Source organism: Aliifodinibius sp. S!AR15-10 (genome assembly GCF_031569985.1).
Taxonomy (GTDB): domain Bacteria; phylum Bacteroidota; class Rhodothermia; order Balneolales; family Balneolaceae; genus JAMQKA01.
This window is the reverse complement of sequence record NZ_JAMQKA010000021.1, coordinates 47,485-65,829: the sequence shown is the minus strand read 5'-3', so window position 1 is coordinate 65,829 and position 18,345 is coordinate 47,485. Positions and strand designations below refer to the sequence as shown.

The 18,345-nt window shown below is 47.1% G+C and carries 18 protein-coding genes; 14 read left to right on the top strand and 4 right to left on the bottom strand.

Annotated elements, in window-relative coordinates; translation table 11 throughout:
• Nucleotides 1-17: 17 nt before the first annotated feature.
• Nucleotides 18-1,373 (bottom strand): DUF1302 family protein, encoded by a 1,356-nt coding sequence (locus NC796_RS14565; protein ID WP_310685404.1) that lies wholly within the window; start codon nt 1,371-1,373, stop codon nt 18-20.
• A gap of 169 nt (nt 1,374-1,542) precedes the next feature.
• Between NC796_RS14565 and NC796_RS14560 the strand changes: the two genes are divergently transcribed.
• The 8 genes from NC796_RS14560 to pssA all read left to right on the top strand — a co-directional run bounded on the left by NC796_RS14560 (nt 1,543) and on the right by pssA (nt 8,849).
• Nucleotides 1,543-2,046: an SRPBCC family protein gene (locus NC796_RS14560; protein WP_310685403.1), complete on the top strand. Its 504-nt coding sequence runs from the start codon at nt 1,543-1,545 to the stop codon at nt 2,044-2,046.
• Between the two features lie 75 nt (nt 2,047-2,121).
• Nucleotides 2,122-2,982, top strand: coding sequence for a shikimate dehydrogenase (gene aroE / locus NC796_RS14555; RefSeq protein ID WP_310685402.1), 861 nt, complete (start codon nt 2,122-2,124; stop codon nt 2,980-2,982).
• The gene (gene pgeF, locus NC796_RS14550; protein WP_310685401.1) at nt 2,963-3,727 is read left to right on the top strand and encodes a peptidoglycan editing factor PgeF; all 765 of its coding nucleotides are present in this window, start codon (nt 2,963-2,965) and stop codon (nt 3,725-3,727) included. The genes aroE and pgeF overlap by 20 nt, the downstream gene beginning before the upstream one ends.
• 8 nt (nt 3,728-3,735) lie before the next feature.
• Nucleotides 3,736-4,644, top strand: a complete 909-nt coding sequence (locus NC796_RS14545) for a histone deacetylase (protein WP_310685400.1) — start codon at nt 3,736-3,738, stop codon at nt 4,642-4,644.
• Between the two features lie 100 nt (nt 4,645-4,744).
• Complete coding sequence (locus NC796_RS14540; protein WP_310685398.1) at nt 4,745-5,893, top strand: 1-deoxy-D-xylulose-5-phosphate reductoisomerase; 1,149 nt, start codon at nt 4,745-4,747, stop codon at nt 5,891-5,893.
• A gap of 14 nt (nt 5,894-5,907) precedes the next feature.
• Nucleotides 5,908-7,245 carry an RIP metalloprotease RseP gene (rseP, locus tag NC796_RS14535; RefSeq protein ID WP_310685397.1) on the top strand — a complete coding sequence of 446 codons (1,338 nt, stop codon included), beginning with the start codon at nt 5,908-5,910 and terminating at the stop codon, nt 7,243-7,245.
• Nucleotides 7,246-7,248: 3 nt separating this feature from the next.
• Entirely contained in the window at nt 7,249-7,953 is a 705-nt protein-coding gene (locus NC796_RS14530; RefSeq protein ID WP_310685396.1) for a phosphatidylserine decarboxylase family protein, read from the top strand.
• A 92-nt stretch (nt 7,954-8,045) separates the two neighbouring features.
• A complete protein-coding gene (gene pssA / locus NC796_RS14525) occupies nt 8,046-8,849 on the top strand; it encodes a CDP-diacylglycerol--serine O-phosphatidyltransferase (RefSeq protein WP_310685395.1) in 804 nt (267 codons plus the stop codon).
• Between the two features lie 58 nt (nt 8,850-8,907).
• Here the strand turns inward: pssA and NC796_RS14520 are convergent, their stop codons facing one another.
• The 3 genes from NC796_RS14520 to NC796_RS14510 form a co-directional block, all read right to left on the bottom strand.
• Nucleotides 8,908-9,846, bottom strand: a complete 939-nt coding sequence (locus NC796_RS14520; protein ID WP_310685394.1) for a PorV/PorQ family protein — start codon at nt 9,844-9,846, stop codon at nt 8,908-8,910.
• Nucleotides 9,843-10,718, bottom strand: coding sequence for a hypothetical protein (locus tag NC796_RS14515; RefSeq protein ID WP_310685393.1), 876 nt, complete (start codon nt 10,716-10,718; stop codon nt 9,843-9,845). The genes NC796_RS14520 and NC796_RS14515 overlap by 4 nt, the downstream gene beginning before the upstream one ends.
• Before the next feature lie 203 nt (nt 10,719-10,921).
• A complete protein-coding gene (locus NC796_RS14510) occupies nt 10,922-12,427 on the bottom strand; it encodes a hypothetical protein (protein WP_310685392.1) in 1,506 nt (501 codons plus the stop codon).
• A 352-nt stretch (nt 12,428-12,779) separates the two neighbouring features.
• Here NC796_RS14510 and trpE point away from each other — a divergent pair, with 352 nt between their 5' ends.
• From trpE to trpC, 6 genes are all read left to right on the top strand, one after another.
• Nucleotides 12,780-14,252, top strand: coding sequence for an anthranilate synthase component I (trpE, locus tag NC796_RS14505; protein ID WP_310685390.1), 1,473 nt, complete (start codon nt 12,780-12,782; stop codon nt 14,250-14,252).
• 110 nt (nt 14,253-14,362) lie between these two features.
• Nucleotides 14,363-15,421, top strand: coding sequence for a tryptophan--tRNA ligase (trpS, locus tag NC796_RS14500; RefSeq protein ID WP_310685389.1), 1,059 nt, complete (start codon nt 14,363-14,365; stop codon nt 15,419-15,421).
• Nucleotides 15,418-16,011 (top strand): aminodeoxychorismate/anthranilate synthase component II, encoded by a 594-nt coding sequence (locus NC796_RS14495; protein ID WP_310685388.1) that lies wholly within the window; start codon nt 15,418-15,420, stop codon nt 16,009-16,011. The genes trpS and NC796_RS14495 overlap by 4 nt, the downstream gene beginning before the upstream one ends.
• A gap of 43 nt (nt 16,012-16,054) precedes the next feature.
• Nucleotides 16,055-16,426, top strand: a complete 372-nt coding sequence (locus tag NC796_RS14490; protein WP_310685387.1) for a GxxExxY protein — start codon at nt 16,055-16,057, stop codon at nt 16,424-16,426.
• A 48-nt stretch (nt 16,427-16,474) separates the two neighbouring features.
• Nucleotides 16,475-17,503: an anthranilate phosphoribosyltransferase gene (gene trpD, locus NC796_RS14485; protein ID WP_310685386.1), complete on the top strand. Its 1,029-nt coding sequence runs from the start codon at nt 16,475-16,477 to the stop codon at nt 17,501-17,503.
• Nucleotides 17,504-17,512: 9 nt separating this feature from the next.
• Nucleotides 17,513-18,331, top strand: coding sequence for an indole-3-glycerol phosphate synthase TrpC (trpC, locus tag NC796_RS14480; protein WP_310685385.1), 819 nt, complete (start codon nt 17,513-17,515; stop codon nt 18,329-18,331).
• Nucleotides 18,332-18,345: the final 14 nt, after the last annotated feature.

The following is an 18,345-nucleotide window of genomic DNA, read 5'->3' as shown; positions in this document are numbered from 1 at the left end:
TTTAAATATCATTTCATTCAAAAGTAGGCGGTAACCTGCAGGTAGGCGAAGCTGTTTTGTGAGTAGTTGTCGAATGAAAGATGTCCATAAAATTGGTCCGTTTCCGCCCCCCCGAAGAGTTGTGTCCCAAGCGATGCCTCAAAATTGTCGATGCCCGAGTAGGTGAGCTCCGGGTTTAGCCAAAAGTCCTGTCCACTTATGTTATACCGCCCGAAACCCCTGAAATCAAGTTTATTTCTCAAGAAACTATGCTGCAGGAGCAGGGTGGCGTAGGCGTAATGCTCTTCCTGCAGGATTTGCTCGTCGTGATTTATAATAAACTCATCAATAAATTGTGCCCCCACGGTCCATCCCTGTAAATCATATTCCAGTCCGGCCATCCCGATGAGCCAGGGACGCTCTTTGAGGAAGCCATCCGTGTTGTTGTTAAAAATCTGGGCCAGACGTGCCTGTTCGGCAGGGGTGGGGTTGGAATAGTTGATACTGCGAAGCTCGTCCGTCAAGTAATCAAACGACCGATTTGTGTAGTAGGAGGCTTCCGATTTGAATAGCAGGCGACGGGTGAGTTGCACCGTTCCGGAATACAACAGCACGATACTCTGCGTAGCCGATTCTGTCAGCTGGAGTATGCCTTCACCCTGGGAGTTTGTTATAAAATTTTTTGCGTAGCTGGGATTGGGATAATGCCAGTAAAGCAGGCCCAGATCCAGGTCATAATTGAGGTTTGATCGCAGGGCAAGTCGACTGCCGATTTGAATATTTTTTATGGTCGGCTGAGGATCAAAATCATTGAACTGCAACGGGACATTTCCTCCGAAAAAGGTCCGTGGAAACCAGCGGGAACCCGGTTCCGGCGTGATATTGGGGTTGAAAACCGGGTTGACAACAAGCTGCAGGTAATCACTACCCCAATAGCGGATATAGGATATCGCATCTATCCCGCTGCGTATATCTGGGAAATCCTGTGTTAGGAACTCGGAGAGATCAACCGGTGAGAGCACGTCAGTGATAAAAGCGCCGTCGGTACGGCCCCAGGAAATTATTTGTCGGCCGATCCTGAGATCACTTTTATTGAAATAGAGATTAACATAGGCCTCTCGCAGCCGGTATTGAAGCGAGTCTAGTCCTTGGCTATATAAATTTTGTAGCTCACCTGATATACTGACTTGGCCTGAAGATAGTGGCCGATTGAGGTCAAGCCGAATACGATTTCGCCCCACCAAAATGTTGTGGTCCGGCACCGTTTGTACGGCATTGTAGTTGCGCACAAAGCCGGATAATTCTGTTTGAGCATTTGTTTCTGGGATCTGGATGAAGACCAAAATGAACAGAAAACATGAAAAGGTGCAAAAATAACGGGATTGTGAATTCACAAATAGGGGGTTGATTTTCTTAGCAAATTTCCAGGTGAATAAATCTTAAATAAATTGCTGATGAAGCAAAAAATGCTTAAATTAATTGCATTGTGGGTGCTTCCTACTAAGTGGCTTTATTAAGTCATAATTCAAATGCTAACCTTTCAATTTCGAAGAAAGAATTACTATGGCGCACGAAAGAATTGAAGTAGATTTACCTCTAGCCAAAGTTTATGAATATCTAAGCGATCCGCTCTACTTTCCTCACCTACTAGAACGAATAGATAAAGTTAATAAAGTTAACTCCCAAACGTTTGAATTTGCAACTCAAATAGGTGGAGAAGAGTTTCAATGGACAACAAATATCATTGATAACCTCCGTAATACGCGGTTTGCCTGGATAACCATAAATGGTAATTTGAATCAAACCGGTACCATCCGCTTCACTCCGCTTGACAACGGGGAGCGTACTCGTGTTGACTTCAGCCTTGATTACCGCACTTTTTACGGCGAACCTGATGAAGACTTGGCTGCTTTTATTCAAGCCCTCCCAGCACAGTTGAAAAAAGATCTGGATCGTTTTAAGACTGAAGCTGAAAACAATAAGTTCAAAGAAAAAGCTGATACAACTTTGGCAGAGATTGAAGCCGAAGAAGAGGAGGCTGAAGAAGAGGATGAGGTAACCGTTTAATCAAATCCTTGACATATTATAAAAAAATGCGTGCTTTACGGCACGCATTTTTTGTTTAAAGAAACTTTTAAAGATTTGAGATTTACTGAATTCAAGAAATCTGAGTATATAGCCCATCCCCATCTATTACTGCTGGGACATCCCGTTTCCCATAGTGTTTCCCCAATCATGCACAACACGGCCGCCGAGCATTATGGCCTGGATCTACAATATTTTGCAATCGATCTGCAGCCGAATGAGTTCAATGACATTGCATCCCATTTCAACAGGGAAACGTTCAACGGGACCAATATTACCGTTCCCTACAAAGAGATGCTGATGGATTATGTGGATGAAATAGAGCCACTGGCAAAAGAAATAGGGGCCATTAACACAATCTTCAAGCGTGATAACAAACTGGTTGCCACAAATACCGATATTTACGGTTTCCTGAAGCCACTGGAACCGATGGATGATGAACTGTTCGGAATGCGTGCCATTATTTTTGGGACGGGCGGAGCTTCCAAGGCTATCGTAGCAGGGCTGGTGGAGATAGGGCTTGAGGAACTCTTTTTGGTATCACGGTCGCCGGCGCGTAACAGCGGGTTTGAAAAATATGATAACGTGAAGGTCATCGGTTACGACCAGTGGACCGCTTATAGTGATGAGACAAGCCTTTTTGTAAATACTACACCATTGGGTATGGAGCCCAATATCGATGCCTCTCCGGTTCGTGATAATGAGAAAGAATTTCTTTCGGGCAAAATATGTTACGATATCGTCTACAAACCAAAAGAGACGAAATTCCTTCGTCTGGCCAGTGAAGTTGAAGCTACCACACTGGGTGGACTTGACATGCTGGTCTATCAAGGCAGTGAATCGTTTAAGAAATGGACGGGGAAACCGTTCCCGATAGAAAAAGTAAAGGCAAAGCTTAATGAGTACATTCACGAATAAACTTGATCTTATTGAACCGGCAATCCTGAATGATCAGGTGGGGATCAAGGCTTGGTTCACACAAAAGAATGCTGACAAAATCAATGAAACAGCTTCAATTCCGGGACTGGATCTGGGGTTCAATACCCGCACCGAACGGGAGCAAGTTGTTGGTAACCGTGACCTGCTGTTCAAAATGCTCAGCATTGAGCCCGACTGGACGGCCTTTGCAGAACAGGTGCACGGCACACGAGTGCAGAAGATCACCAGCGGCGGTATCTATCCGGAAACAGATGGACTGGTGACGCGCGTGCCGGGCCTGGCTCTGGGAATTCAGGTAGCCGACTGCGCAGCCGTTTTGCTGGCCGATCCCGTAATGAAAATTGTTACCGCTATTCATGCTGGCTGGCGTGGAGCTACAGGTAACATCCTTATCAATGGGCTCGAGATTATGAAAGAGGAGGGAAGCACCCCGTCGGACGTCTGTGCATGGGTAAGTCCCGCTATTTGCCAGAAGCATTTTGAGGTGGGTGAAGAGGTGGCTGAGCAATTCCCCGATGACCTTGTCGATCGCACCTCTTACCAAAAGCCGCATGTTGATTTAAAAGGATTTATAAGACAACAACTGATCGGGGAGGGACTGGACAACGATAATATCCAGGTAGCTGATGGATGTACAGTTGGTAATGCCAATTCATTCTATTCCTATCGCCGGGAAAACGACAATGCCGGGCGCATGATGGCCATTATTCAGATAGCAGATTAAGAAACCGTATGAGAGTCAGCTATTCCCCTGGATACAATGCTCCAATCCCCGATGACCACATTTTCCCGATGGGCAAGTTTGAAGGGCTATATCGCTATGTTACCGAAAGTGGTCTTATCAAAGATTATGAAATTATTGAACCGTGTATGGTGGATATGGCCAACCTTCTTACAGTCCATACGTCGGAATATTCGGATGGCATTATGTCCGGCAAACTCGATAAGAGGGCCCTTCGGAGACTGGGATTGCCTTGGTCTGAAGGACTGGCACTGCGTTCCAGGCTGGCCGTGCAGGGTACACTCAATGCGGCAATGATGGCCCTGCAGGATGGTTTAGCAGGCAACCTGGCGGGCGGTACACACCACGCTATGCCCGACTACGGGGAGGGCTTTTGTGTGTTTAATGATGTGGCAGTGGCTATCAAGGTACTGCAGCAGAGTATGTGGGCGCACAGGGTGCTGGTGATCGACTGCGATGTACACCAGGGCAACGGAACGGCCGCTATCTTCAGCGAGAATCCCGATGTGTTTACCTTTTCCATTCACGGGGCGAAGAACTATCCCTTCCAAAAGCCGCCTTCCACGCTTGATATCGGTCTGCCTGACAACACTGGTGATAAAACGTATCTCCAAACACTTGGTGATGCACTAGATACCATTTTCCAACGTTTTGATCCTGATCTGGTGTTCTATCTGGGCGGCATCGATCCCCTTGAAACCGATCATTTTGGGAGGCTTTCGCTCACGCTGAAAGGTCTCCGGGAGCGCGATCGCATGGTTATCGAAACCGTGATAGAGCACGATAAGCCACTGGTCCTGACACTCTCGGGAGGCTACGCTCCCACGCTCCGGGAAACTGTTGAGGCCCATGCACTGATGTATTCAGTGGCAAAAGAATATGAATCGATGTATAGTTAAAAGAATAACGGTAACTAATTGAGATACTTAACCGGAAAATGATTCTTATTTCCGGTTCATTTTATCTATCTTCCAAGGCTTTTTAATCAAAAATTTCATCGTGCAGCAACAATCACTGGTCATATTGGGTTCAACCGGCTCCATTGGTGAGCAGGCCCTTGATATTGTTCGTGAACACGCCGAACAGTATGAACTCCTGGGATTGACCTGCAACAGCAACTGGGAAACGTTAGCCCGGCAAATAAATGAGTTTCGGCCGCGTTATGCACTACTTTGTAACGAAAAGTACCGAAACGAGCTGGAAGGAGCTGTTTCTCACGATGATACGGAACTCCTGTTTGGAGCCGACCATCTAGAGGAAATGGCAGCGTTGGAAGAGATGGATATTGTACTGAACAGCCTGGTCGGTTTTGTTGGATTTGCTCCAACAATGCAAGCCCTTAAGGCCGGGAAAAAAGTAGCTCTGGCAAACAAGGAGTCCCTCGTAGTTGGCGGCTCTATCATAGATGATCTGCTGAATGGAAATTCTGACCAGTTGATACCCGTGGATTCAGAACATAGCGCAATGCTTCAGTGCCTGGTGGGTGAACCGCGCGATAAGATTGAAAAACTGCTTATCACTGCCAGCGGTGGACCGTTTCGCACCTGGAGCAAGCAACAGATGGAAAATATTACCGTAGAGGATGCACTGGATCATCCCAATTGGTCGATGGGAGCTAAGATTACGATTGATTCCGCGACGATGATGAACAAAGGGCTGGAGATCATTGAGGCACACTGGCTGTTTGATCTTCCGCTCAGTAAAATTGACGCCGTAGTTCATCCGCAAAGTGTGATTCATTCCATAATTACGTTTGTGGATGGATCCAGCAAAGCACAACTGGGGCCACCCAATATGAAGGTGCCGATTCTCTATGCACTGACATATCCCGAGCGGCTTCCGCTGGAAGTGCCCCGAATGAACTGGGAAGAAGCCTTTGAGCTATCATTTGAGCCGGTTGATTACGATCGTTTTCCATGTATACGACTTGCGCTTGCGGCACTCGAGCAGGGGGGGGCAGCTCCCGCAATCCTGAACGCTGCAAACGAAGTAGCTGTTCAGCGCTTTCTGGATAAAGAAATTCCGTATATTAAAATTCCCAAAATAATTGAAACAACACTCGAAACTTTGGACTCTGACATTGAGCTAACAGTGACGTCTTTAACGGAAATTGACAACGATACTAGAAATTTAGCTTCAAAGATTTAAAATAGGCACACTTCATGGAATGGGTTATTGATTTATTTTCTACACTTGGCATATTTGCACTTGCCCTGCTGATTTTGGTTTTCTTTCACGAGCTGGGGCACTTCCTCGCGGCCAAGTTATTTGGAATGCGGGTTGAGCGTTTTTCCCTTGGCTTTCCACCTCGCATATGGGGTTTCCAAAAGGGAGAGACTGACTATTGTGTTGGTGCTACACCCTTAGGCGGTTATGTTAAAATTTCCGGAATGATAGATGAAAGTATGGACACCGAGCACCTCGATGAAGATCCCAAGCCATGGGAATATCGCAGCAAGCCGGTTTGGCAGCGGATGGTGGTTATAACGGCGGGTGTAATTTTCAACATGGTATTGGCTGTCATGATTTATGCCGGTATCGCGCTCTCGTACGGCGAATCCAACATTTTGCTTGACAGCATTGATGGCGTTTACATCCATGAAGAGTCTGTAGCGGCACAAGCGGGATTTAAAACGGGTGATAAAATTGTAGAAGTGAATGGCCAAAAGGTGAAATATTTCAAAGATCTGGTGGCTCCAAGCCAGATTCTAGATGAAAATTTAAACTACACCGTCATGCGGGATGGTCAGCAGGTCACAATAGGTGTGGCAGACAGTCTGCTGGACCGCATCAATAAAGAAGGATTTTTAAATCCCACACAGGCGCTTCCCAGTCTGGTGAACCAGGTGCAGGAGGGAAGTCCGGCTGACACGGCAGGTCTTATGGCGGGAGATCGCATTACTGGCGTCAATGGGCAAGAGGTGGGATATTGGCTACAGCTGGTTGATCATATCCAATCTTCTGATGGAGCCTTGCAGTTAACGGTACTCAGGGATGGAGTCGAAAAGCGGTTAACTGTTACGCCAAATGATCAAAACATTATCGGCATCAGTGCTCCCACGGGAAGTGAAATATTCCAGGTTGAACACTTGAAGTATGGCTTGACCGGGTCAATACAAAATGGATTTGTGCGCACTGGTGAGACGTTCAACGGAATTATCCAGGGATTCAGTAAAATGTTTTCCGGGTCTATATCGGTACGAGAAAATCTCGGCGGCCCGGTGGCGATCGCTAATGTGACCAAGCAGGCCACGGAATCGGGCGGCGCATTAGGATTCTGGCAGATTACGGCCTTTCTCAGTATTACCCTGGCAATTATGAATATTTTGCCGATCCCCGTACTTGATGGCGGGCACCTGATGTTCCTTATCTATGAAGGCGTCACCAGACGGGAACCGTCTGCAAAAGTTCGTATGGCATTACAGCAGATCGGATTCATTCTTATCATTGCACTGTTCATTTTTGTCACATTTAATGACATCATAAGACAATTCGGATAACAAATGCTGGCCAGAGACGGGTATCCCACAATTTCCATCGTTATTGTGTTTGCGGGATTGGTGAGTCTGGCTGCCTCATATTTCGATCACTGGACGGTCTACCTGGTGTATGGCCTAATGGTTGCTTTGGTGGGACTTATCCTTAATTTTTTCCGTGATCCCGATCGAGATATTCCCAGTGATGATAATCTGGTGCTGGCTCCCGCCGACGGTAAAGTGGTGCTGGTGGATGAGGTTGAGGAACATACCTACATTAAAGGAAAAGCCACACAGATCAGCATCTTCCTTTCGGTGGTTGATGTACACGTAAACAGGAACCCGATCTCCGGCACGCTGGAATACCTGGAATACCATCCAGGCGAATACCATATGGCGTGGGATCACCAGGCATCTGAGCTCAATGAACGCGCTGATTTTGGCGTACGTCATACTTCGGGATGGAAAGTTTTTTATCGGCAGATAACCGGCTTCTTGGCCCGCCGTATTGTATACAATGTGAATGAAGGGGAGCAGCTGCAGGCAGGAAAACGTTTTGGAATGATGAAGTTCGGCTCCAGAATGGATATACTTGTACCTCCTGAGGTTGAAGTGCTTGTTCAGCAGGGTGACAAGACCGTTGCCGGTGAAACCGTGCTTGGTCGATTCGTTGACAGCCACTCCTCACCTGTGTCAGGAAAGAAGGACCGCGCAGAAATTTCTAACACTTAAGTAAAATCGATATCAGCCGCAGGATACCGCATGCTCTCATTCGAAAGCGCTATCCCTTTCAAACTGGTGTCGCGAACATGGGATCTTGATACATGAAATATCCTATCCAAAAGTGGAAGCGTTATCGTAAACGGCGACGCGAAAATAGGCAAAATCGAAAACGGAAGCCGATTCCACGTATTGCTGTTCCCAGTTTTTTTACCTTGATGAACCTTTTCTGCGGTTTCCTTTCGATTATCAGTGTATCGGAGGGAAGCCTCTATTTTGGGGCCTGGCTGATCGTTTTTGCCGGATTATTTGATGCCCTCGATGGCTTTATGGCCCGGCTCTCTAATGCAGCCAGCCAGTTCGGGATCGAGCTTGATTCCATTAGCGACGTTGTTTCATTTGGTGTGGCCCCGGGATTTCTGCTCTACAATTTTGGTCTTAATGAACTCCCGTTTGTAGGCATAATTTTGAGTGCCTTGCCGCCCCTTTGCGGAGCCGTGCGACTGGCCCGATTCAACGTAGAGGCCCAAGAGGCGCGCACTGATTTTTTCAAGGGATTACCAACGCCCGCACAGGCTATCATGCTGGCAGCATTTTACCTCACCTTTTATGATCGGCTGGAGATGTTTGCTGATTTAAAAAACGGTATCAACACGGTTCTGATACCTGTAATTGTACTTCTCTCCTTTTTGATGGTAAGCACGATTCCGTTCGACAAAATGCCCAGTTTTGATCGTGAATCCATCAGGAAATACAAAGGCCGTATCTTCCTGTTCCTTTTCTACGGGATTGTGATCGTTCTTTTCCAGGAGATCGGGCTTATTATTGTCTTTTCTGCCTTCGTGATAAAGGGACTTATCGTGGGCGGAATCACCTTCTGGCAGGAAGCCTTTGGCGAGGAAATTTAGCTCTACTAAATCACGTGCGACGCACTTTCAAAGTGCGTCGCACGTAGTCCTGACGGCCCTAAAAATAATACTCTATCCCGATGGAATGTGCCGTTCCAAACCCGGTTTCGAAGGGGATCATGCTGTAATTAAAGCTTAGCGACTCGGTATTTATGCCCACACCAACTGAAAAATTTCGATCGGTGTCCCCGATTTTATATCCCCCTCGTACTTCAACCAATGTGGCTACATTAAAAGATAGTCCAAAGTTGAAGAAAGAGTTTGATCCATTTGAATTTACTTCTTCCCATAAATTTATATAATCCCCATAGAATGTGACCAGTATGGGAAGTTCTTCATTTTTTGGTGGTATGAACTGGAAAAGTTCAGCTATAACACCTGCTCTCAAATTTGTTGGTAACTCCGTGGCCTCGTCTCTCAGTTTGTTCATTTTACCCACACTTAACAGGGATGTCCCCACACGTAAACGCTCCTCTAGCCAATGACTTGAAATACCAAAATTAAGACTGTACCCCGAGGCGTTGTTGATAAAATATTCCTCCCTGATATAGTGGGCGGCCGCTCCAACGGATATGTTCTTTAATGACCAGGCATAAGCACCTGACAAGGAGAGATAGTTAACCGAAAAAGAACCATCAGAAGGCCCCGGTGCCGTGCGTACTTCAAAACTACCTGAAGTGCTATTCAAAAGACCGAAAGCAAGCGACTGGTTATTATTTTGCTTCAGGTTTACCGCAATATGACTGTTGTACAGGTCGGCTACCCAAAGTGAGTAGTCGGCGGTTAGTGTTGAGGTTCTGTCAAACGCGAGGTTGGCGGGGTTGGTATAGATTGCAGAACCTCCCATCGGCAGGGCGGTGACGGCTTCCCCAAGGGAGAGCGACCGCGTGTTCGGACCGATATTCAGGAAATCGAGTCCACTTGACTGGGCAAGGCCTGAAATTGGCCACGAGCTAAATAACAGGAGCGTAATGAAAGTGATAATGCGTTTTCTCATAGATTCAATTGCAATCCAAAAACATGCATGCTGGAAATGTAGTTGGGTTCCGGGACGAAAGCGTAATCTACGGAAGGTGAGAAGAGATCAAAAGGCAGATGTACCGAAAATCCTGCACTAAAATTATTGCTGGTCTCGATCGATTGAAGATTGCTAATCTGCCATCCGGCGCGTATTGTAATTCGTTCATGGAGATGATATCGACTGCCGGTTCGCAACTGGTATATGGGATCGATGTTACCGGGTGGCAGCACCAGACCGGGATCCAGCACAATAAGAAGCTCATCTGATACTTCATAAGAAGAACCAAGCTTGAATTGGAGGGGAAATTCATCAACTGATGAGCCGCTGGAACTATCACCATACAGATCACCGGAATCCCAGGGATATTCTGCCAATAGGTCCTGGACAACCAGGCCAAAACGGAGCTTGGGAGAGGCTTGATACAACGCACCGAGATCAAATCCAAAGCTGGAGACACTTTGAAGCGCGGTGTGGTAGTCGGCCAGGTACAGTTTGATACCTACTCCCACATGCAATCTGGTGGATATCCGCAGCCCGAAAGCCGAAGCAAATTGATACTCATTGGTCGATAGCGTTCCAGTTGGATACCCGCTGACGGTACGGCCGTCGATATCTGAGACGCTCGCATTTGTGATGGATAAAGCAAATCCTGCTTGGGGTGGCAGGGGAAATGAGCCACCGACTTGGTGAAGGCTGCGATCAAAACTCATGAGTGAAGTCGAAAGGTCCACCTGCTGGCCGTTGATTTTCGACGCCACCAGGGCCGGATTGTAATAGCTGTATATTCCTTCCCCTGGAACACTGCTTATTGCGTTACCCATCGCCATGCCGCGTGGGCCAAATCCCATCCTGGAAAACGACCCGGCATAACCACCAGCCTGCGCAAACAGGAGGGAAGGGAGGAGAAATAGAGGTAAGATCAGAAGTATAATTTGGGAGGGAGCTGTATTCCCAAGCTTTGTAAAGTTCCCCTTAGAAGGGGGAATAAGGGGGATGACTGAACGTGTATTTCCAGCCGCAATGAAATTTATTTTTTTACTAATATTCTGCATCAATCCAGCACTAAAATTTTACCGCGGATCACGTTATCTGCTGTTTCAACCTGGTAGAATACCGGCCCGTTGGCCACAATGTTGCCATTCCTGCTACGACCATCCCAGGTCGCTTCATACGTACCGGGCGCAAACGACCGGTTTTCCAGCTCCCGAATGAGATTCATCCCAAAATCAAACAGCCGGATTTTCACATTGCCCTGGCTTTGGACTTCAAATTTGAGGCGAACAATTTCTTGCCGGGAGGGAGAAAAAGGATTGGGATAGGCAAAAGCTTCTGTGTCTGGGGCATCGGTGCGGTATTGATTACCCCCTGCAAGTGGGAAATTGACGCGTGAAATCTGCCATGTTTCACCAAAATCGGCGGTGGAAACAATTCCGTCAGAAGTACCGATCCATACGCGATCGTTGGTGGTTGCCACGCTGTAATAGCTTGCAGAAGGTTTGATAAAGGAATTTGGGCTCTTTATCTGTTCGATTCGCTGCCAATTTTGCCCGTTATTGGGACTTATGAAAAGGCCTCCCTCCCCGGCGGCAAAAACATGGTTTCCCATAAAGCCGATGTCATTGATTTGCAGCCCCTGTAAAAATTGATCAAAAGTCTCTCCATTGTCACTTGTCCGCACAATGCCGTAACCCTCTCCGGCACTTACTCCTGAGGCCCAATTCGTCATCCAGATATCTCCGCTAGAGGGTTGCTCCTCGATTGAAATGATCCAATTGCCCAACAAATCGCTTCCTTCCGCCTGGATATGACTCCAGTGGACACTATCTCGGGGAGCCGTCAGGGCATTGGAAGAGATATTAACACCACCAGCCGTACCGGCCCAAACATCGCCATCACTGTCAATCATCACGGAAAACCCCAGCAGGTTTTGATCGCCCCGCGGGTCGTACCTTTCACTACCGTCGGGTGATATAAAGGTGTAGCTTTCTTCCGGTACAAGGCTATCGGCTGACTGCGGTGGCAGTATCATTCGTTCCCACCGCTGCCCGAAGTCGCGGCTACGCATGAGGCCCGAGGCCCAGTTTGCCGAAAACACTGTTTGTCCCTGAAAATCTGTTTTGAAAGGGGGCGACTGCTGCGCAACGATGATCGGTAATTGCCGGTAACTGTTTCCTCCATAAATAAAAGTGCTGTCGGTTTCGGTATCCAGGGGGAGGGGGAGAAACGACCAGCTGTCGCCGCCATCAGTGGAGACTTGATATCCCACGCCCGTTTGCACGCTACTCTCTGCCTGTTGGAAATTGAATCCCAAACCCGAAAATACGGTGTCAGAGGCCAGCGCAAGGGAGTAAACCCGGCCGCGACCCGCAACCACACTGTCTGCTCCTTCCGGCAGAAACCAGTTTGGACCATTCCCAATATTTCTGTTCAATCCCGGCCCGATCCAAAGCGTATCCCCAAACGCCTCCATGTTGGAAACACTGTTCTGTTCAATCGATTCGAAAGGGGAGGGCACCGGTCCTACAACCTGTGCATTTGCATTCAAGAAGGTGGACATCAAAAAAAATAGCGCTGCAAGTAAACGTGTCGGTTTCAAAAGGGGGTTGTCCATTGAATGATATTAAGTGCTCAAGTTGGTCTATAATATTGTTTCTTAACCAAGATAACAAAGCAGTTGATTTTAGCACTTACCCCCATTATCTTCGAGGCGAAATGACAAAAGTTTACGCTCATATCAACCTCAATTGGTGGTGGCCTGTTTGGAATAACATACAGGCAGTGGGTAGAGTATGAGCTAACCTTGAATTTCTAAGTTGCAGAACCCACTGTTCCTAATCGGAAGTGGGTTTTTTTGTTGTTAACAGTTATGAACTTCCACTCAAAAGTCGAGTGGTAATAAAAATTATTTGATGAAATACGAGCAGTTTAAATCATTAGCGCAAGAATACAACGCCGTCCCGGTCTATCGCAGACTTATGGCCGATGTTTTAACACCGGTTTCCCTGTTCCTGAAAATTCGGAAAGATACAGACTTTCCTTTTTTGCTGGAGTCTGTGGAGGGGGGAGAACAACTGGCACGTTATTCTTTTTTGGGACGCAATCCATATCAAATTTTACACTACGACGGGGACCAGGTGACGCTTCAAAAAGGGAAGCAGGAGCCTGAAGAGCTTGAATCTTCCTATTTTGAATCGCTGAAAGAGTTGACGAGTGCCTACAGCGAGCCGAAACTTCCTGACCTGCCCCGCCTGACAGGTGGAGCTGTCGGATTCTCATCGTACGACACGGTGCGCGATGTGGAGCACCTGCCTGACTGTCCTGAAGAGGATGTGGAGCTGCCCGAAGCGATCTGGGCGTTTTACGATGAAATCTTTGCATTTGATCACGTGAAGCAGCAGGTCATCATTATAAAAACGGCGTTTATTGAGGACGATGAGGAAGAGCTTGATATCAAAGAGCGTTACCAGTCCGCGAAGGAGAGGCTGGATGAACTGGAAGCGATGGTAATGGAACCGGTGAGCAAGACGGAGCCGTTCGATATCCACCCGGAAAAGCTCCAGAGCAATATGGAGAAACCCAAGTTCGAGCAGATGGTGGAGACGGCCAAGGAGTATATTTATGAGGGCGATATTTTCCAGGTGGTCTTGTCCCAGCGCTTTGATACTGACTTTGCAGGCGACCGTTTTATGCTCTACCGTGCTCTTCGGATGGTTAACCCATCGCCATATCTTTTTTACCTGGATTTCAATGAATTCTCACTGGTTGGCTCTTCACCCGAGGTACTGGTACGCGTACAGGATGGCACAGCAGAATTACTCCCCATTGCGGGTACGCGACCACGAGGCGAAACGCCGGAGGAGGACCAAGCGCTGGAAGAGGATCTCAAAAATGATCCCAAAGAGATTGCCGAGCACGTGATGCTGGTCGACCTGGGGCGAAATGATCTTTCGCGTGTCTGTAAGTCGGGCACAGTGAAACCGGTACGAAACCAGGTGATAGAGCGGTATTCTCATGTTATGCATATTGTTTCGGATGTGAGAGGTGAGCTTTCCGACGGTAAGACTGCGGTGGATGCACTGATGCAGTGCTTTCCGGCAGGTACAGTGAGTGGTGCACCCAAAATCCGGGCGATGGAAATTATCGACGAGCTGGAACCCACGAAACGGGGTCCCTATGCCGGGGCGGTCGGCTATTTCGATTTCTCCGGGAATATGGATACCTGCATTACCATTCGAACGATGGTAGTCTCCCAAAACAAAGTGTATATTCAGGCGGGAGCTGGTATCGTAGCCGACAGCGATCCGGAGAAAGAATACTTTGAAACGAAGGACAAGGCCGGGGCGCTGGTGAAGGCGCTCAGTGTAGCACTCGATATTACTTAAGTGAGAATAAATTTGAATAAATAATACGGATATTGCGTAATGCGTATTCCGTATTGGTATTTGCTTTTAATGAATACGCAATACGAAATTTTTAAAACTTATAAATGGAAATGAGTCAAAACGAAACAAAAACGATTTTATCTGGAATTACCCCGTCCGGGAAACTGCATCTCGGTAACTATTTTGGTGCAATTCGGCAGCATATCCAGATGCAGGAACAGGGCGATGCCTTTTACTTTATCGCTAATTACCACTCGCTGACCTCAATCACTGACGGCGATGAAATCCGGCAGAATACCTATGATATTGCCTTGGATTACCTGGCATTGGGATTAGATCCCGAAAAATGCACGTTTTTTGCCCAGAGCGATGTGCCCCAGGTTACGGAACTAGCCTGGATTCTAGGCACATTCTGCCCGGTGAGCCTGATGGAGAAGGGTGTGGCCTACAAAGATAAAGTCGCACAGGGATTGAGCCCCAATATCGGGCTGTTTACCTACCCGATTCTGCAGGCTGCAGATATTTTGATCTATAACTCAGACATCGTGCCCGTGGGACAGGATCAAAAGCAGAATATTGAAATTTGTCGTGACCTGGCGGGCAAATTTAATCACAACTACGGCGGTGATTATTTGAAGCTGCCGGAAGAGCATATCGTCGAATCGGTGGCCGTGGTGCCGGGCATTGACGGCCAAAAGATGAGCAAATCGTATGGTAATACGATCGGTATTTTTGACGAAGGCAAGACGCTAAAGAAAAAAGTAATGTCGATTGAGACCGATTCCACACCGCTGGATGATCCCAAGGATCCGGAAAGCTGCAATGTGTTTGCACTGATTAAACTTTTTGCGGACCAGGAAAAGCAGGATGAGATTGCCGGCAAATACAAAGCAGGCGGCTATGGATACGGTCACGCCAAAAAAGAGCTGCTTGGCATGATTAACGATTATTTTGGGGATGTCCGCGAGAAGCGCAGGGAGTTGGCCCAAAACATGGATTATGTAGTTGATGTGTTACGAGAGGGAGGCGAAAAGGCTCGTGAAAGAGCAGAAGAGGTAATGGATCCCATAAGAAAAATAACAGGTTTATTTCATACGCATAAATATGAGGAAAATAAGGCTGGGAAGAAGAAAATGATTGAAGCAATAAGTAAACATTACGATATATGATCCTGATTATAGATAATTACGATTCGTTTACCTACAACCTCGTGCACATTGTGGGCCAGCAAACGGATGATTACCGTGTGGTTCGCAATGATCAGCTGACGGTGGAAGAGGTTGAGGAGCTAAATCCGGATGGCATTCTCATTTCTCCGGGTCCGGGCCGACCAGATGAGGCGGGCATCACAGAACCGGTCATTAAAGCACTGGGCGATCGTATACCGGTGCTGGGTGTTTGCCTGGGCCACCAGGCGATCGGAGAAGTCTTTGGTGGAAAAGTCATTCATGCGCCCAAGCTGATGCACGGAAAGACCTCCCAGATCTACCACGATGGGAAGTCGATATTCGAGGGCGTTGAAGACGGATTTACCGCCACCCGCTATCATTCTTTAGTGCTCGATCCAGACCAAATTCCCGAGGAGCTGGAGGTTACGGCACGAAGTGAGGACAAGGTGATTATGGGCGTTCGTCACCGGAAACATCCCATTGAAGGCATCCAATTTCACCCGGAAAGTATCCTGACAAATGAAGGTCCGAAGTTGGTTATGAACTGGCTTCGAAATACTGCCAAAGTTGTTAACAAAGTTAAAGGTTAACCACAGAGTGCACGGAGGACACAGAGAATTTTGATAAAATCTTATGGAATTGAATCAATTATCATATGATGTTATCGGTTGTGCCATTAGGGTTCATAAAGAATTGGGACCCGGATTATTGGAGTCAGCTTACCATGAATGCTTGTATTATCTGTTAGAGGAGGAAGGTATTTATACTGAGAAAGAAAAGGCAATGCCAGTTATATTCGAAGGAGTTGAGCTTGATTGCGGGTATCGTATTGATTTGCTGATTGAAAATAAACTGGTTGTAGAACTCAAGACAGTTGAGAAAATACATGATGTACATTTAGCTCAAGTATTGTCATATCTAAAGCTTGGTGATTTTAATTTAGGACTTTTAATTAATTTCAACGTCAACCAACTAAAACAAGGCATCAAAAGAATAGCCAATTAATCTCTGTGCACTTTGTGTCCTCTGTAGTTTTAATTGTAGTGAAACAATATGGAAAAATTTGCTGATATACTTGAGAAGCTTTCTAACAGGGAAGATTTAACCCAGGACGAGGCCTCCGCAGCTCTGCAGGCTATTGTCGATGGGGAAGTCAATGTCCCCCAGACCGCTGCATTCCTGTATGGGATGAGAACAAAAGGGGAGACCATCGATGAGCTTACTTCTTTCGTCCGTGTGATGCGCGATGCAGCTGTAAAGCCTGAAGTTAATGTGAATGGCGCGGTTGACCTTTGTGGTACCGGTGGTGATCAGTCGGGTACTTTTAATATTTCTACGACCGCTATGTTTGTAGTGGCCGGGGCAGGCGTTCCTGTGCTGAAGCATGGGAATCGCAGCGTATCCAGTAAAAGTGGTAGTGCCGATGTATTAGAGAAAATGGGAGCGGTTATCGACCTGAAGAAGGAGCAGGTGGAGCAAGTGTTTAATGAAGCAGGCCTTGTTTTTATGTTTGCTCCCAATTTTCACCCGGCTATGAAGCACGTCATGCCGGCCCGAAGGGGACTCGGGATTCGAACCTTCTTCAATATTCTGGGACCGCTGTTGAATCCTGCTGGCGTACGACGACAGATAATCGGGGCTTTTAACAAGGAAACCGCCCGGCAGATTGCCCACATTCTTGCAAATTTAGAAACAGAATTTGCCTACACGATCAATGCCCATGACGGATTGGATGAGGTCAGCCTGACAGCACAATCCGAGATTTATGAGTTGAAGGAACAGTTCGTTTCGCAATCCGTTACTTTTGATCCCCGCTCTCTCGACTTTGAATGGGTGGAGATGGAACAGCTGATGGGAGGCGATGCGGAGGTTAATGCCTCGATTATGCGAAATATATTAGATGACAAAGCGGAACCTGCTCAAAAGAATATCATCCTGCTGAACGCTGCTTTCGGAATTCATGCCAGTGGCAAAGTCGACCACCTGGATGAGGCAAAAGAACGAGCAAAAGAGAGCCTGGAGTCTGGTGAGGCTAAGAAGGCATTTCAGCGTTTTGTAGAAGCAACAAACGATGTAGCATAGGAATTATTTATGGCAACGATACTGGAACAGATTGTAGAACAAACGGCGGTTGATCTGAAAAAACGCCAAAAGAAGGTCTTGTTCAAAGACTTTGAAAGCATGGAGTGCTACGAGCGGGATCGACGTGATTTTGCAGAGGCCCTGGAACAGGAAGATACCGTCTCCATTATTGCGGAAATAAAGAAAGCCTCACCATCAAAGGGCCTAATTCGGAAGGGCTTCGATCCACAGCGTATTGCCGGGCAGTATCGTGAAGGTGGGGCTGCTGCACTTTCCGTTCTTACTGATGAGCCGGCGTTTAAAGGGCATTTGGAGTATTTGGAGACAGCCTCAAAAGAGGTCGATATACCGGTGCTGCGCAAGGATTTTATTATTGATCCCTACCAGGTAAAAGAAGCTCGTGCTTATGGCGCTGATGCCGTCCTGTTGATTGCAACAATAACCGAAGGGAATCAGCTTTCAGAACTGTTTGCAGCCGCTGAGGAGTTTGAGCTGCAGGCGCTGGTTGAAGTATATTCCGAAAAAGACTTGGAAGTTGTTGATTTTGAAGAAGTCTATATTCTGGGAGCCAACAATCGCGACCTGCACACGTTTGAGGTCGACGTGCATCGCGGTATTGAGTTGTTGCACAAAGCCAACAAAGGCACAGTACTGGTCTCAGAAAGTGGCCTAGGTAGCCCGGAGGATATCAAGCTGCTATATGATGAACAAATCAATGCGGCGTTAATTGGTGAATATTTTATGCGCCAACAAGATCCGGGTCAGGCGGTAAAAAACTTGCTGGAAGGATTTGAAGAATTGAAAGAGAAGGAAAAGGCCTTTGAATAGAATGTGTCATCCTG